General features: G+C 67.4%; 16 protein-coding genes. 10 read left to right on the forward strand and 6 right to left on the reverse strand.

What is annotated here, in order from left to right:
* Position 1: 1 nt before the first annotated feature.
* Together L540_RS15075 and L540_RS15080 are read left to right on the forward strand one after the other, a co-directional pair.
* Complete coding sequence (locus tag L540_RS15075; RefSeq protein WP_109842548.1) at positions 2 to 1,456, forward strand: ABC transporter permease; 1,455 nt, start codon at positions 2 to 4, stop codon at positions 1,454 to 1,456.
* Positions 1,453 to 3,117, forward strand: a complete 1,665-nt coding sequence (locus L540_RS15080; protein WP_043214406.1) for an ABC transporter ATP-binding protein — start codon at positions 1,453 to 1,455, stop codon at positions 3,115 to 3,117. The genes L540_RS15075 and L540_RS15080 overlap by 4 nt, the downstream gene beginning before the upstream one ends.
* Here the strand turns inward: L540_RS15080 and L540_RS15085 are convergent.
* Positions 3,105 to 3,539 (reverse strand): GNAT family N-acetyltransferase, encoded by a 435-nt coding sequence (locus L540_RS15085; protein ID WP_043214408.1) that lies wholly within the window; start codon positions 3,537 to 3,539, stop codon positions 3,105 to 3,107. The two genes, L540_RS15080 and L540_RS15085, sit on opposite strands and share 13 nt — an antisense overlap.
* Before the next feature lie 135 nt (positions 3,540 to 3,674).
* A complete protein-coding gene (locus L540_RS15090) occupies positions 3,675 to 4,583 on the reverse strand; it encodes a LysR family transcriptional regulator (RefSeq protein WP_043214409.1) in 909 nt (302 codons plus the stop codon).
* A 125-nt stretch (positions 4,584 to 4,708) separates the two neighbouring features.
* Between L540_RS15090 and L540_RS15095 the strand changes: the two genes are divergently transcribed.
* The 3 genes from L540_RS15095 (at position 4,709) to L540_RS15105 (ending at position 6,346) form a co-directional block, all read left to right on the forward strand.
* Positions 4,709 to 5,107, forward strand: a complete 399-nt coding sequence (locus tag L540_RS15095) for a CidA/LrgA family protein (RefSeq protein ID WP_043214412.1) — start codon at positions 4,709 to 4,711, stop codon at positions 5,105 to 5,107.
* Entirely contained in the window at positions 5,100 to 5,792 is a 693-nt protein-coding gene (locus tag L540_RS15100; protein ID WP_043214414.1) for an LrgB family protein, read from the forward strand. The genes L540_RS15095 and L540_RS15100 overlap by 8 nt, the downstream gene beginning before the upstream one ends.
* Positions 5,793 to 5,860: 68 nt before the next feature.
* The gene (locus tag L540_RS15105) at positions 5,861 to 6,346 is read left to right on the forward strand and encodes a hypothetical protein (RefSeq protein ID WP_231584826.1); all 486 of its coding nucleotides are present in this window, start codon (positions 5,861 to 5,863) and stop codon (positions 6,344 to 6,346) included.
* Here L540_RS15105 and L540_RS15110 read toward each other — a convergent pair.
* Together L540_RS15110 and L540_RS15115 are read right to left on the reverse strand one after the other, a co-directional pair.
* Entirely contained in the window at positions 6,343 to 7,104 is a 762-nt protein-coding gene (locus L540_RS15110) for a 3-oxoacyl-ACP reductase (RefSeq protein WP_043214418.1), read from the reverse strand. The genes L540_RS15105 and L540_RS15110 overlap by 4 nt on opposite strands.
* Before the next feature lie 67 nt (positions 7,105 to 7,171).
* The gene (locus tag L540_RS15115; RefSeq protein ID WP_043214420.1) at positions 7,172 to 7,723 is read right to left on the reverse strand and encodes a Dps family protein; all 552 of its coding nucleotides are present in this window, start codon (positions 7,721 to 7,723) and stop codon (positions 7,172 to 7,174) included.
* A 228-nt stretch (positions 7,724 to 7,951) separates the two neighbouring features.
* Between L540_RS15115 and L540_RS15120 the strand changes: the two genes are divergently transcribed.
* Positions 7,952 to 8,167, forward strand: coding sequence for a hypothetical protein (locus L540_RS15120; RefSeq protein ID WP_043214422.1), 216 nt, complete (start codon positions 7,952 to 7,954; stop codon positions 8,165 to 8,167).
* Between the two features lie 4 nt (positions 8,168 to 8,171).
* On the opposite strand, the gene L540_RS15125 is transcribed toward L540_RS15120, so the two are convergent.
* Both L540_RS15125 and L540_RS15130 read right to left on the reverse strand, forming a co-directional pair.
* Complete coding sequence (locus tag L540_RS15125) at positions 8,172 to 8,882, reverse strand: helix-turn-helix domain-containing protein (protein ID WP_043214424.1); 711 nt, start codon at positions 8,880 to 8,882, stop codon at positions 8,172 to 8,174.
* Between the two features lie 65 nt (positions 8,883 to 8,947).
* The gene (locus L540_RS15130) at positions 8,948 to 9,538 is read right to left on the reverse strand and encodes a DUF2325 domain-containing protein (protein WP_043214425.1); all 591 of its coding nucleotides are present in this window, start codon (positions 9,536 to 9,538) and stop codon (positions 8,948 to 8,950) included.
* A 206-nt stretch (positions 9,539 to 9,744) separates the two neighbouring features.
* Here L540_RS15130 and L540_RS15135 point away from each other — a divergent pair, with 206 nt between their 5' ends.
* The 4 genes from L540_RS15135 to cyoB all read left to right on the forward strand — a co-directional run bounded on the left by L540_RS15135 (position 9,745) and on the right by cyoB (position 14,652).
* Positions 9,745 to 10,944, forward strand: a complete 1,200-nt coding sequence (locus L540_RS15135; RefSeq protein ID WP_043214428.1) for an ATP-binding protein — start codon at positions 9,745 to 9,747, stop codon at positions 10,942 to 10,944.
* Entirely contained in the window at positions 10,941 to 11,498 is a 558-nt protein-coding gene (locus L540_RS15140; protein ID WP_043214429.1) for a response regulator transcription factor, read from the forward strand. The genes L540_RS15135 and L540_RS15140 overlap by 4 nt, the downstream gene beginning before the upstream one ends.
* A gap of 265 nt (positions 11,499 to 11,763) precedes the next feature.
* Positions 11,764 to 12,672 carry a ubiquinol oxidase subunit II gene (gene cyoA / locus L540_RS15145; RefSeq protein ID WP_043214431.1) on the forward strand — a complete coding sequence of 303 codons (909 nt, stop codon included), beginning with the start codon at positions 11,764 to 11,766 and terminating at the stop codon, positions 12,670 to 12,672.
* A gap of 3 nt (positions 12,673 to 12,675) precedes the next feature.
* A complete protein-coding gene (gene cyoB, locus L540_RS15150; protein ID WP_043214432.1) occupies positions 12,676 to 14,652 on the forward strand; it encodes a cytochrome o ubiquinol oxidase subunit I in 1,977 nt (658 codons plus the stop codon).
* Positions 14,653 to 14,656: the final 4 nt, after the last annotated feature.

The raw sequence follows: 14,656 nt of genomic DNA on the forward strand, positions 1-14,656 counted from the left end.
CATGCCACGATTCATCTTTCTCTGGACGGACGTCGCCCTTTTCCTGATGGTCCTTGCCGTCTTGGCCTATGTCTGGCGCGTGCGGCGCAGCCCCGCCTTGCGCGCCACCTGGCGCCGGGTGGCCGCCGACGCGCCGGCCATGTGCTCGGCCGTGGTGCTGTCCTGCTTTGTCCTGGTGGGGCTGCTGGATTCCGTGCACTTTCAGCTGCGCCTGCCGCCGGCGCCCACGGCCGCCGCCGACGCGCCGCCGGTGTACGCGCCGGCCGTCACCTCGCTGCTGGACAGCCTGATGGCGCCGTCCGTACTGGCCAAGCCCGAAAAAACCTACTCGGCCCCGCTGGCCTCGCATCAGTTCACCAAGGAGAGCATGGTGGGCGAGGATGGCGCGGTCAGCCGCGACTTTCCGCGTCTGCGCCATGGCGGCGCCCACCTGGCCGACCCCGCGGCCGAAACCTGGCCCGACATCCGCGCCCGCCTGGCGCGCGGGCTGGCCGCCGGGCTGGCGGCCGCGCTGCTGGCGGCCGTCGCGCTGGCCGTGTTTCTCGCCTGCCGCCGGGGCCCGGGCAGGGTGGGCCTGGCCGACCTGCTGCGCGGCAACAGCCTGGTGCCCTGGCGCGCCATGCTGCTGACGCTGGCCGTCCTCTGCCTGGCGGGCGGCGGCCTGGCGGCCCTGGCCACGGGCTATCACGTGCTGGGCACCGACCGCACCGGCAACGATGTGCTCTGGCAGGCGCTCAAGAGCGTACGCACGGCGCTGGTGATAGGCACGCTCACCACCCTGGCCATGCTGCCGCCGGCCATCGGCTTCGGCATCGCCGCGGGTTATTTCAAGGGCAAGGTGGACGATGTCATCCAATACCTCTACACCACGCTGACCTCCATCCCCGGCGTCCTGCTGGTGGCCGCCTGCTCGCTCATGATGCAGGTCTATATCGAGAACCACGCCGAGTATTTCGATACCTCGGCGGCGCGCGCTGATGCGCGCCTCTTCCTGCTGTGCATGATTCTCGGTTTGACGGGCTGGTCGGCCCTGTGCCGGCTGCTGCGCGCCGAAACGCTCAAGCTGCGCGAACAGGAGTACATCCAGGCCGCGCGCGCCTTCGGGGTGTCGCACTGGCGCATCATGGCGCGGCATCTGCTGCCCAATGTCATGCATATCGTGCTCATCACGGCCGTGCTGGAGTTCTCCGGGCTGGTGCTCTACGAGGCGGTGCTGTCCTACCTGGGCATAGGGGTCGATCCCAGCATGAACTCGTTTGGCTCCATGATCGACGGCGCGCGCCTCGAAATGTCGCGCGACCCCATGATCTGGTGGAACCTGCTCACCGCCTTCGTCTTCCTGCTGACCCTGGTGCTGGCCGCCAACCTGTTCGCCGACGGCGTGCGCGATGCCTTTGACCCGCGCAGCCGGCGTTTCCGGCCCCATCTCAAGCAAGCGACCGGAGGCGCGCAATGAGTCTGCTCCATGTCCAAGACCTCGATGTGGCCGTGGCGTCCGAGGACGGCCTGGCGCATGTGGTCAAGCGCCTGAGCCTGGCCATCGCGCGCGGCGAGACTTTCGCCCTGGTGGGCGAGTCCGGCAGCGGCAAGAGCATGACGGCGCTGGCGCTGCTGCGGCTCTTGCCCGACGCGGGGCGCATCGTCGGCGGCCAGGTCAATCTCGAAGACCAGGACCTCAACCATCTCACCGAGCGGCAGATGCGCGGCGTCCGGGGCGGCCGGGTCGGCATCATCTTCCAGGAACCCTCCACCAGCCTGAATCCAGTCATGCGGGTGGGCGACCAGATCGTCGAGATCCTGGTGGCGCACACCGCGCTGCGGGGCGCGGCGGCGCGGCGGCGCGCCATCGAATGGCTCTCGCGCGTGGGCATCCCCGAGCCCGAGCGCCGCGTCGACGATTATCCCTTCCAGTTTTCCGGCGGCCAGAAGCAGCGCGTCATGATCGCCATCGCGCTGGCCGCCGAGCCCCGGCTGCTGATCGCCGACGAGCCCACCACGGCTCTGGACGTGACGGTCCAGGCCCAGGTGCTGGAGCTGTTGGCCGACATCCAGCGCGAAATGGGCATGGCCGTGCTGCTGATCACGCATGACCTGGCCATCGTGCGCCAGACCGCGCATCACGTGGCCCTGATGCGCGGCGGCGAGATCGTCGAGGCGGCCGATGCCCGGACCTTCTTCACCGCGCCCCGGCATCCCTATGCGCGGCAGCTGTTCGACGCCATTCCCACTTTCGAGAAACGCGGCCGGCCGCTGGCCGGGGCCGCCGTCATCCCGGCCGTCCCCGCGGCCGCCCGCGCGCCGGGCGACATCGTGCTGGACGTGCGGGACCTGCGTGTTCACTACCCGGTCCGCAAGGGCTTGCTGCGGCGTCCCGTCGCCTGGGTCAAGGCCGCCGACGGCGTGAGCTTCAACCTGCGGGCGGGCGAAACCCTGGCGCTGCTGGGCGAGTCCGGCTGCGGCAAGACCACCACGGGCAAGGCCTTGCTGCGCCTGGTCGACGGCGCGCGCATCGGTGGCCAGGCCCTGTTGGACGGCCGGGACCTGCTGGGCGCCGACCGCCGCGCCTTGCGGGCTTTGCGGCGCGACATCCAGATCGTGTTCCAGGATCCCTATGCCTCGCTGGATCCCCGCATGCGGGTCGGCAATATCCTCGATGAAGGCGTGGCTTCGCTGCATCCCGGCCTCAAGCCGGACCAGCGGCAGGCGCGCGCCGAGGAGCTGCTGCGCCGCGTCGGCCTGCCGGCGGACACGGTGAGGCGCTATCCGCATGAGTTCTCGGGCGGGCAGCGGCAGCGCATCGCCATCGCCCGCGCCTTGGCCGTCGAGCCCCGGGTGCTGATCTGCGACGAGCCCACCTCGGCGCTCGATGTCTCGGTGCAGGCGCAGATTCTCGATCTGCTGCGCGAGCTGCAGGCGGAGATGGGCATTGCCTATCTTTTCATCACCCACAACTTCGGGGTCGTGGAATATCTGGCCGACCGCATCGCCGTCATGGCCGAGGGCCGTATCGTCGAGCTGGACGACGCCGCCACGGTCTTGCGGCAACCCAGGCACGCCTTGACCCGGCGCCTGCTGCAGGCCGTGCCCAGGCTGGTGTTCGGAGATCAGGCGCGGTAGCGGTATTCCACGTCCCACTCCGACTCGCTCACTTTCTCGAAGCCGTGGGCCAGATAGAAGGCGTTGGAGCGGCTGCCCTTGAGGGCGCCCAGTTCGATGCTGGCGCCCAGGGTGCGAGCCCGGGCGCAGAGTTCGCGCAGCACGCGCGAACCGATGCCGCGCCCGCTGTGTTCGGGGCTGAGATAGAAATGCGTCAGGCGCCAGGCGGGCTGGCGGTCATCGAGGATGTAGAAACCCGCGCGCTGGCCGTCGACGACGATGTGGCGCGTGAGCGCCGGTTCGAAGCCGGCGCGCAGCCGCGCGCGCGATCGCTCGGGATCGAAGCGCCCCAGCGCTTGCAGGCTTTCGCGCATGGCCGCCAGCCGCAGCTCGGACAGCGCGTCAAAATCAGACTCTTGGGCGAGAGGGGTTTGCAGCATCATGGCAGGCCATACGCAGTATCGATGACCGGCCTAGCATAGCCAATTCCCGCCGCCGCATTGGACGGCCGGGACGACAACGCTGTTTCACCGGATTTCCGGGGTCAAAACGCTTGCCCCGGGTCATCGCCAGGCCTGTCAGCTGGCCCTGTCCTGTTCGGCCTCGCCCGAGGGATAGACCTCGCGGTTCAGCGCCAGCCAGGCCAGGGCCGCGTGCGAGAGATATCCGCCGCGGCGCCAGATCAGCGTCATTTCCCAGACCGCATCGCGGTCGTCGAGCGCCACCAGGCGCACGCCGGCCTGCTGGCGCTGCTCGGCGACCAGGCGCGGCAGAAAACCTATGCCCAGGCCCGAGGCCACCAGGGCGACGATGAAGTCGATCTGGCCGCTGCGCGCCGCCGTCACGGGGGTGTAGCCGACGCGCTCGCAGGCCGAGATCAGCACCTGGTTGAGCGCAAAGCCGCTTTCGAACAGCACGAAGGGTGTGTCGCGCAGCTCGGCCAGGCGCAGCCGGCGCGATCGCGCCAGCGGATGGTCCGGCGGCATGAGCACCATGAGCGGTTCGCGGGCCACGGGCTGATACTCGAACGCCTCGGGCACGGGCGTGAGCGTGGCGCCCAGTTCGATATCGCCGCTTTGCACCATGTCTTCCAGGCGCCGGCTGCCGTGTTCGGCCAGGCTGATTTCGATGCCGGGATAGCGGCTGCGGAATTGCGCGAACAGCGGCGCGAACAGCACGCTGCTGCCCAGCGTGGGCAGGCCCAGGCGCAGCACGCCGCGCTTGAGACCGCGCAGTTCTTGCAGTTCGGCGACCAGGTCATCGCGCTGGGCCAGCATGGTCTGGGCGCGGCGGAACACCACTTCGCCGGCCTGGGTCGGGCGTGGCGGGTGGCTTTGCCGGTCCAGCAGCGGCATGCCGATCTCGTCTTCCAGCTGGCGCACGGCCTTGCTGACCGTCGGCTGGGTGGCATGAATGGCGCGCGCGGCCTGGGAAAAACCGCCTTGCCGCAGCACCTCGCAAAACGCCCGCAATGTCCGTAAATCCATGGATATTCCATATCGGCATAAGGCCAATGAAATGAATTCATTTTATCTATGCGGGGGAAAGGCGTACAAGAGGAGGGAGCGCCCAAGCTTCCGCGGACAGAGAAGCGCGCTCAGGGAGTGTTGTCATGTTTGCTCGTAGTTGGACCCTCGGACGCAGCTATCTGAGGCGCAGCCGTTTATTGCAGATCGCGGTCATCGCGGGATTTGCCTGGGCCGGCCAGGCCCTGGCCCAGTGGGGCGGCCTGCCCATTCCGGGCGGCGTGATCGGCCTGGCGCTGGTCCTGCTCCTGTTGGGCAGCGGCCTGCTGCGGCCCAATCACATCCGGCGCGGCGCCAGCTGGCTGCTGGCCGAAATGCTGCTGTTCTTCGTGCCCGCCGTGATGTGTCTGCTCGACCATCGCGAACTGATGGGCATGCTGGGATTGAAGATCCTGGCCGTCATCGCGCTGGGCACGTTGCTGGTGATGGGCGGCACCGCCCTGGCCATCGACCTGTGCTATCGATGGATGAACCGCCATGCTTGATGCCGCTGCCCTGGTTTTCTGGCCGCTGGCCACGGTGCTGGCCTATCTCTGCGCGCGCGCCGTCTATCGCCGCCACGGCTATTGGTGGAGTTCCACCCTGGTGCTGGCGCCGGCGCTGCTGCTGGTCCTGGCGCTCCTGCTGCACGCGGGCTACGCCGACTACATGCGCGGCAGCCATTGGCTGATGGCCATGCTCAGTCCGGTCATCGTGTCCTTCGCGCTGCCGCTCTACCAGGAGCGCGCCCTGATCCGCCGCTATTGGCCCATTCTGCTGGTGGGCGTGTCGGTGGGCAGCCTCATCGCCGGCGTGAGCGCCTGGCTGCTGGCCAGCTGGCTGGAGCTGCCGGCCGATGTGCGCCTGAGCCTGGTGCCGCGGTCGGTGGCCACGCCCTTCGCCATGACGGTGTCGTCCCGGCTGGGCGGCGTTCCCGACCTGACCGCCGTCTTTGTCATCGTCACCGGCGTGCTGGGCGCCCTCATGGGCCAGGCGCTGCGCCGCCTGCTGCCTTTGCGGTCCTCGCTGGCGCGCGGCGCGCTATTCGGCATGGGCGCGCATGGCGCGGGCGTGGCCAAGGCGCGCGAACTGGCCGCCGACGAAGGCTCCATCGCGGGTCTGGTCATGGTGCTGGCCGGCTTGTCCAATGTCCTCATCACGCCCGGCGTGGCGTATCTGCTGGCCAGTTGAGCGGCCGGCCATCGCCGCTGCCGGCCGCCAGGTGTACAGTGGACCAGGGAAATGCCGGGGAGGGCGCGATGACGATGGGATGGCGATTGCGCGGGATGGCCTGGGGGCTGGCCCTGCTGTGTGTGATGGCGGGCCTGGCGCGCGCGGCCGGGCCGCTGGATGCGGCCCGCGATCTGGTGGCGCGGCAGAATCTCGGCGTGGCGCTGCTGCCCATGGGGCTGGCCGCGGCCCTGCGCACCGAGACCTATGCCGGCCTGGCCAGACAGCTCGGGCCGGAAAAAGCCCAGGCCCTGCTCGAAGAAGAACTCAAGCGCGCCGCGCCCACCTATCGGGCGCAATGGGATGAAAACCTCGCCCAGGCCTATAGCCAGTTCTTCACGGCCGCCGAGCTGGAGTCGGTGGCCGACAAGGGCGACGCCGCTCCCGAGGCCGCCAAGCTGCAGGGCGCGGCCAACCAGGTCGGCGCGGCCATGATGCAGCTGTCCGCGCCCCTGCTCAGTCAATATGTGGCCGATGTCCTCCTGGGGGCGCAGAAGCGCGCCAGCGGGGGCTAGTCCTTCACCAGGCCGCCATCGACCACCAGGTTCTGGCCGGTCACCGCGCGGGCCCAGGGCGACAGAAAGAACATCACCGCGTCGGCGAATTCGGCCGGCGTGGTCACGCGCCGCAAGGGCGTCAGGCTGGCGATCAGGTCGAACACCGCCTGCGGCGTCGAGGCGCTGGCGTCGGTGGTCTGCAGCAGGCCGCCGGAGACCATATTGACCGTGATGCCATGAGGGCCGAGGTCTTGCGCGGCCGTGCGCGTGAGCGACAGCAGGGCGGCCTTGGAGGCGGTGTAGTCGTGGTAGGGGACCACCGGGTTCTGGACCAGGTTGGTGCCGATATTGACGATGCGGCCAAAGCCGGCCTGGCGCATGGCCGGCAGCGCCGCCTGCATGGTGTTGAGCGCGCCCTTGAGGGCGCCGTCGAGCTGAGCCTGAAAACGGTCCCAGGCGATGTCGCCCAATTGCGGACGGGCGTCGCCATCGAAATGGAAATCCGCCAGGGCATTGTTGACCACCGACAGCACGGGCTGGCCGGTATGTTCGGCCGCCGCCGCCATCAGGGCGCGCACCTGGCCGGCATCGGTCACATCGGCTTGCAAGGCGATGGACAGCGGGCCGAGTTCTTCGGCCAGGGCTTCGGCCTGGCGCTTGCTGCGGCGGTAGTTGACGATGACGCGGGCGCCGGCCTGGGCCAGCGCCCGCGCGATGGCCGCGCCCAGGCCGCGGCCCGCGCCCGTGACCAGGATGGTCTGTGCGGATATATCCATGTCGAATCTCCAGTAGGCGGGCATTATGCCCGTCCGCCGGGGGCAAGGGCGCCAGGCGGCGCCGGACTCAATGTCCGGTGCTGTCGGCTTGGCGGCTGGCCTCGAAGAGGAACCAGGTGCGCTTTTCGGTTTCGTCGATCCAGTTCTCGATGAGGCTGGAGCTGGCGATATCGTGGTACTCGTCGGTGATGTCGTGCGCTTCGCGCAGCGCCGCGGCCAGGGCCTTGTTGTCATCGCGCAGCTCGGCCAGCATGTCCAGCGGCTGCACATAGTCCGCGTCATTGTCCAGCACCCGCTGCATGCGGGCGATATGGCCGATGGAACGCAGCGTCGTGCCGCCGATCTTGCGCACGCGCTCGGCCAGGGCGTCGGTCATGGCGAACAATTCGTCGCCCTGTTCGTCCAGCATCAGGTGATAGTCGCGGAAGTGCGGGCCACTGACGTGCCAGTGGAAATTCTTGGTCTTGAGGTAGAGGGCGAAGACATCGGCCAGCAACTGGTTCAGCGCGGCGGAGATGTCGCGGGTGGCGGCTTGCGCCAGGTCGGTGGGGGTGGCAAGCGGACGTTTGCGGCGCTCGACCGCTGCGCGCTTCTGTTTCGGATCCAGTTTCTTGGCCATGGCAAGCAACTCCTTTCCAGAGGTTAAGTCCGAGTCAGTCCCGGCGATAGGCGCCAGTCTGGTTCTAGCGTAAACCCCTAGTCCGCCTTTGCCAATCGGACACTGTCATCCCTTCTGATCTGGCGCAAAGCGGCGCGGTTGCATTGCCCATGCGGATCGGCGAGCATAGCCGGGTCGAACCAAGACCTTGTGCGGCCGGGCGCCGCATGTTTCCAGGGAGTGGCAAGCATGGAATGGAAAATCACACGCAGCGGCTGGGTGGGCGATCGCAACTTCGATGTCGAGATGGCCGAGGACGCGGCGGGCTTCGTGCCCCGCGTGAAGGTCTACGGCTTCCCGCCGCTGGATGTTCCCGATGCGCCCTATCCCACGGAGGCGCTGGCGCTCAAGGCGGCCGTGCGCCGCCTGTCGCAGGAGTTCGATGAAGAGCCGCGCCTGAATTGACGCCTCAGGCGGCCGCCGGCAGCGCGCCGCGCGGTTGAGGTTCGATGCGCGCGCCAAAGGCCGCGCTCATCTGGCGCGCGCCCTTGTCGGTCAGGCGCAGCGCACGCGAATCCAAGTCGCGCGTGGCCCAGCCGCGCGCCAGGGCCAGATCCAGCAAGGCCGCGCCCAGGGCGCCGCCCAGGTGGGGGCGGCGCGCGCTCCAGTCCATGCAGGCGCAGGCCAGCTGGCGTTTTTTCTTTTGCAGGGCCGGGGCGTCCAGGCCCAGCGCGGCCAGCCTGGCCGTGCCCAGCGGCGTCAGCCGGTAGTCCTCCAGCCAGCCATGCTGCAGCAGAGCGTCATGCAGGGTGACGGCGACCGTGCCGGCCATATGGTCGTAGCAGGTGCGCGCATGGCGCAGCGCCGTGGGGGTGGAGGGCTCGAAGACGGGCCGGGGGGCATCGGCCAGGATGAGCAGGGCCTCCAGGGCGCGGGCGATGTCGCTGCCCGCCAGGCGGTAATAGCGGTGCCGCCCCTGGGTCTGCAAGGCCACCAGGCCCTGGGCCATCAGGCGCTGGAAATGGCTGCTGGCGGTGGGGGCGCTGATGCCGGCCACGGCCGCCAGCTCGGTCGCCGTCCGGGCGCAGCCATCAAGCAATGAACAGAGCATGCGCGCGCGGGCCGGGTCGGCGATGGCCGCCGCGATGGCCGCGACCCGTTCGTCGGCGTGGTATTCCATATTTCGGCTCCCGGCTAACAGTGGATGGCGCCAGCATAGCCGCGTCCTCGCCGCGCGGACAAGCTTCAGACCGGTTTGCGCGAGGCCGGCGGCTGGACCACGGCCACGGGGCTGTCGACCAGCACGCATTGCTTGCCGGTGCGCTTGCAATGATCTCGCACCCGCCAATAGGCATCGTGGCTGATGCAGCCGGTCTGGCAGATGACCAGATCGGCGGCGCGCAGGCTGGCTTCAAGAGCCGCCTCTTCGCCCTCCAGGGTCAGAAAGCGCCCACCCGTGCTTTCGACCAGCTGCCGGGCCAGGCCGGCGGTGCTGTCGTCGCCGCCCACGCAGAGCACGGCGCGGCTGCCGCCGCTGCGCTGGCGGGCCAGCGAGCGGACTCTTTCCATCAGTTGCTCGACCTGCCGGGCCAGGATCTTGCGGCGCGGCAGCTGGGCGGCCTCGCGCAGGGCCCGCTGATCCGCCTCATCCCAGGCCTTGCGCGTATCGCGCAGCACGACCGCCAGGCGGGCCTGGAAGAGGGCGTTTTCGAGCTGGCCGATGCGCTCGGCCTGGCGCCGCAGGCGCAGCGAGCAATCGGCCTGGACACGGCCATAGGCTTGCAGCAGGGCGGCGTGCTCCGAGCGCAATTGCTCGGCGTCGGACAGCGTGGACATGCGGCCTCCAGGGACGGATACGGGGAAAGTCGCGCAAGCTCAGAAGTATAAGTGATAATCATTATTGTTTATAGATGGGGCAGACCCGTCCCGGCCAGGCCGGGCGGCGCCAAGCGTCGGCCCGAAATTCGCAATACAATCCAGGGTTTAGCCTCGGCCAGGCCTGTCCTTCGGCCTCATCCCGCCCGCGCGGCGCTTTTTGCCCCATGCCTGGTAGTTCCGCCATTTCTTTTCTGCGCACCCTGTGCAGCCTGCGCTGGCTGGCCATAGGCGGGCAGGCCATCACGGTGCTCGTGGCCAGCGGCCTCCTGGGGCTGCCCTTGCCGCTGGAGCCCCTGTGGGCCGGGGTCGGGGCGCTGGTGGCCTTTAATGCCTATGCCAGCCTGCGCCTGCGGCGCACGCGCGATATCTCCTATGGGACGGCCTTCGCGCATCTGTTGGTCGACATGGCGGTGCTGGCCTGGATGGTGGGCTGGAGCGGCGGCATCACCAATCCCTTCGGCACCATGTTCCTGGTGCTCATCGCCCTGGCGGCTTTTGCCCTGCCGGGCGGCTGGGCCTTTGCCGCGGCCCTGGCCAGCCTGGCCGGCTATACCGCCGCGGCGGTCTTCGGGCAGCCCCTGGCCAGCAGCCACAATACCTATATCCTGCTGTTGTGGGGCCTGGGCGCCAATTTCCTGATCTCCGCCGGCGTGGTGCTGTATTTCTCGACGCGGCTGGCGGCCGACATGCGCGCCCGCGAGCGCGAACTGGCGCTGCTGCGCGAGCGCTTCACGCGCAACGAAGGCATTGTCGCCCTGGCCACCCATGCCGCGGCCATGGCGCACGAACTGAACACCCCGCTGGCGACCATGACGCTGCTGGCCGACGAGGTGCGCGACGAGCTGCGCGATCCCGGTCTGCGCGCCGATGTCGATACGCTGCGCGAACTGCTGGCCCTGTGCCGCGAGCGCATCCGCAACCTGGCCGTGCCCACCGAGGTGGACCTGGTGCGGGTGGTGGGGCAGTGGCGCTTGATACGGCCCACCATCGATCTGCGCCGCACCGGCAGCCTGCCCGAGTCGCTGCGGGTGGAGCCGGCCATCGCCCATCTGCTGCAGGCGCTGCTGAACAACGCCGCCGACGCGGGCGAGGAGGCCGGCGACCCCCGGGTGGACCTGCGCCTGGAGTTCCTGGACGGCGCCCTGCGCGGCGAAGTGCGCGATCATGGCCGCGGCTTCGACCCGGACCACACCGTGCTGCCGGCGCTTTTCAGCAGCGATAAGCCGGGCGGACTGGGGGTGGGGCTGGCGCTGTCTCACGCCACGGTGGAACAATTAGGGGGCGAAATGACCATCTCGGCCGCGGAAGGCGGCGGCGCCCGCATCAGTTTCAACCTGCCTCTGGGTGGGGCGACATCATCATGACGGAATCGAATGCTCCCGTCGGTCTCTTGATCGACGATGACGAACTCTATGTAAAGACGCTGCAGCGCAGCCTGGCGCGGCGCGGCCTGCAGACCCATGTGGCCTGCAATATCGCCGAGGCCTTGCGGGTGGCCGAAGAGCTGCGGCCGGCTTTCGCGCTGGTGGACCTGCGCCTGGGCGAGGATTCGGGCCTGACGCTGATCCGGCCCTTGCGGGCCCTGCGCGAGGACATGCGCATCCTGCTGGTGACGGGCTATGCCAGCGTCGCCACGGCCGTGGAGGCCATCAAGCGCGGCGCCGATGACTACTTGCCGAAACCGGCGACCGCCCCCATGATATTGAGGACGCTGGGTCTCATGAAGCCGGAAACGGTTACGATTGAGACGACCATGACGCCCCTGCACCGCCTAGAATGGGAGCACATCCAGCAGGCCCTGCACGAGACCGGCGGCAACGTCTCGGCCGCCGCCCGCCTGCTGGGCATGCATCGCCGGTCGCTGCAGCGCAAGCTCATGAAAAAACCCGGCCCGGAGCGCGAACCCGTCATCGAGTAGCGTATCCGCCCCAGCCGGCGAAAAAGCGCTGCGACATATTGTCGCAGCCCCTGTCCCCGGCAGGGGCGCGTCTAAGACCCTGCTGACACGCCTCTGGCACCAATCTGGTGCCCGTCCCCCTCCCGCACTGCGTCATTCCGTCGCACCCCCCTGGGCCGCCGCACTGGCTACAGTCGAAGTCTTGTTTGGGTTCTGTGTGAAGTTCCCCTCAGTGTGAACCGATCCAGGCCAGCAAACCTTTTCTCCATCCATCCCAAGGCTGTACGTGAAACACCCCCACCTTGCGACTCTCGCGCGCACGCTAGCTGTCGGCGCTGTCATGCTGCTTGGCGGCTGCACGATGGAAATTCTCTCTCCCAAGGGAGACATCGGCGCCCAGGAAAAAACCCTGCTCCTCACCGCACTCGGCTTGATGCTGTTGATCGTGGTGCCCGTCATATTCATGACGCTCTACTTCGCCTGGAAGTACCGGGCCTCCAACACGGAAGCCGAGTATCTGCCGAAGTGGTCGCACTCGACCCGTATCGAAGTCGTGGTCTGGACCATCCCCTGCATCATCATCGCCATCCTGGCGGTGCTGACCTGGAAGTCCTCGCATGCGCTGGACCCGTACCGCCCGCTGGAATCCGACGCCAAGCCGGTGACCATCGAAGTGGTGTCCCTGGACTGGAAGTGGCTGTTCATCTACCCGGAGTACGGCATCGCGACGGTCAACCAGATCGCCTTCCCCGTGCACACCCCGGTCAACTTCCGCATCACCTCGCAGTCGGTGATGAACTCGTTCTTCATTCCGCAGCTGGGCAGCCAGATCTATTCGATGGCGGGCATGGAGACCAAGCTGCACCTGAACGCATTTGAAGAAGGCGACTACGCCGGCCTGTCGGCCAACTACAGCGGCGGCGGCTTCTCCGGCATGCGTTTCCGCGCGCTGGCCATGTCGCAGCAAGGTTTCGAGGACTGGATCAAGCAGGCCAAGGCCTCCAGCCAGACGCTCACGCCCGACGTCTACGCCGAGCTGACCAAGCCGAGCGAGCACAACCCGGTGACGCTGTATTCGGACGTGCCCGCCGGCATGTTCGATTTCATCGTGCACAACCAAATGAGCAAGATGGCCGGTGTCGACCCTGCGACGTGCACGCCCGCCTCGAAGAATCTGATCGCTGTTGCGGAGTAATTGATGTTCGGAAAACTCACTCTGGAGGCCGTTCCGTACCATGAACCTATCGTCATGGTTACGCTGGCCGCTGTCGCCCTGGGAGGCATCGCGCTCCTGGGCGCGATCACCTACCTGGGCAAATGGAAGTACCTGTGGACCGAGTGGCTGACCACCGTGGACCACAAGCGCATCGGCGTGATGTACATCATCGTCGCCCTGATCATGCTGCTGCGCGGCTTCGCCGACGCCATCATGATGCGCACCCAGCTGGCCGTCGCCTCGGGCGATTCGACCGGCTTCCTGCCGCCGCATCACTACGACCAGATCTTCACGGCCCACGGCGTCATCATGATCTTCTTCATGGCGATGCCCTTCATCACGGGCCTGATGAACCTCATCGTGCCGCTGCAGATCGGCGCGCGCGACGTGGCCTATCCCTTCCTGAACTCCCTGAGCTTCTGGCTGTTCGCCGCCGGCGTGGTCCTGATCATGCTGTCGCTGTTCGTGGGCGAATTCGCCGCGACCGGCTGGCTGGCCTATCCGCCGCTGTCGGGGCTGGACTACAGCCCGAGCGTGGGGATGGACTACTACCTTTGGGCGCTGCAGATATCAGGCCTGGGCACAACGCTTAGCGGCATCAACTTCGTGGTCACCATCCTGCGCATGCGCGCTCCCGGCATGGGCCTGATGAAGATGCCCGTGTTCACCTGGACCGCCCTGGTGACCAACATCCTGATCGTGGCCGCCTTCCCGGTGCTGGCCGCCACGCTCGCGCTGCTGACCGCCGACCGCTATCTCGGCACGCACTTCTTCACGAATGACGGCGGCGGCAACGTGATGATGTACGTGAACCTGATCTGGATCTGGGGCCACCCCGAGGTCTACATCCTGATCCTGCCGTGCTTTGGCGCGTTCTCGGAAATCATCGCCACCTACTCGCGCAAGCCCCTGTTCGGCTACAAGTCCATGGTCTACGCGACGGCCGCCATCGGCGTGCTGTCCTTCCTGGTGTGGCTGCACCACTTCTTCACCATGGGCGCGGGGGCCAACGTCAACGCCTTCTTCGGCATCGCCACAATGATCATCTCCATCCCGACCGGGGTGAAGGTGTTCAACTGGCTGTTCACGATGTACAAGGGCCGCGTGGCGTTCACCACGCCCGTGCTCTGGACGGTCGGCTTCATGGTCACCTTCGTGATCGGCGGCATGACCGGCGTGCTGATGGCCATCCCGGCCGTGTCCTTCGTGCTGCACAACAGCCTGTTCCTGATCGCCCACTTCCACAACGTTATCATCGGCGGCGTGGTGTTCGGGTGTATCGCGGCGATGACCTACTGGTTCCCCAAGGCCTTCGGCTTCAAGCTGAACGAGCGCCTGGGCCGCTACTCCTTCTGGTGCTGGTTCATCGGTTTCTATCTTGCCTTCATGCCCCTGTACATCCTGGGCTTCAAGGGCATGACGCGCCGCCTGAACCACTACGACAACCCCGAGTGGCAGCCTTATCTGGTCGTTGCCCTGGTCGGCGCCTTCTTCATCGCCCTGGGCATCTGGTTCCTGCTGCAGCAAGTCGTGGTCTCCATCCGCGACCGCAAGCAGAACCTGGACCTGACCGGCGACCCCTGGAACGGCCGCACCCTGGAGTGGGCCACGTCCTCGCCCCCGCCGTTCTACAACTTCGCCCACGTGCCCCACGTCGACGAGCTCGACCAGCACTGGGAAGACAAGGAACGCGGCACCGCCTACAAGCAGCCCAAGAAGTACGAAGACATCCACATGCCGCGCAACACCGGCGCCGGCATCTATATCAGCGTCTTCGGCCTGATCATGTGCTTTGCCCTGATCTGGCATATCTGGTGGCTGGCCATCGCCGGTCTGGCCGGCATGATCGGTTCCTTCATCGTCCGTGCCTACGACCGCGATGTGGACTACTACGTCCCCGCCGCCGAAGTCGAGCGCATCGAGAACGAACACTACGCCAAACTGCAAAAGGCGGCCTGATCCA

It is taken from the genome of Bordetella pseudohinzii (assembly GCF_000657795.2).
Taxonomy (GTDB): domain Bacteria; phylum Pseudomonadota; class Gammaproteobacteria; order Burkholderiales; family Burkholderiaceae_B; genus Bordetella; species Bordetella pseudohinzii.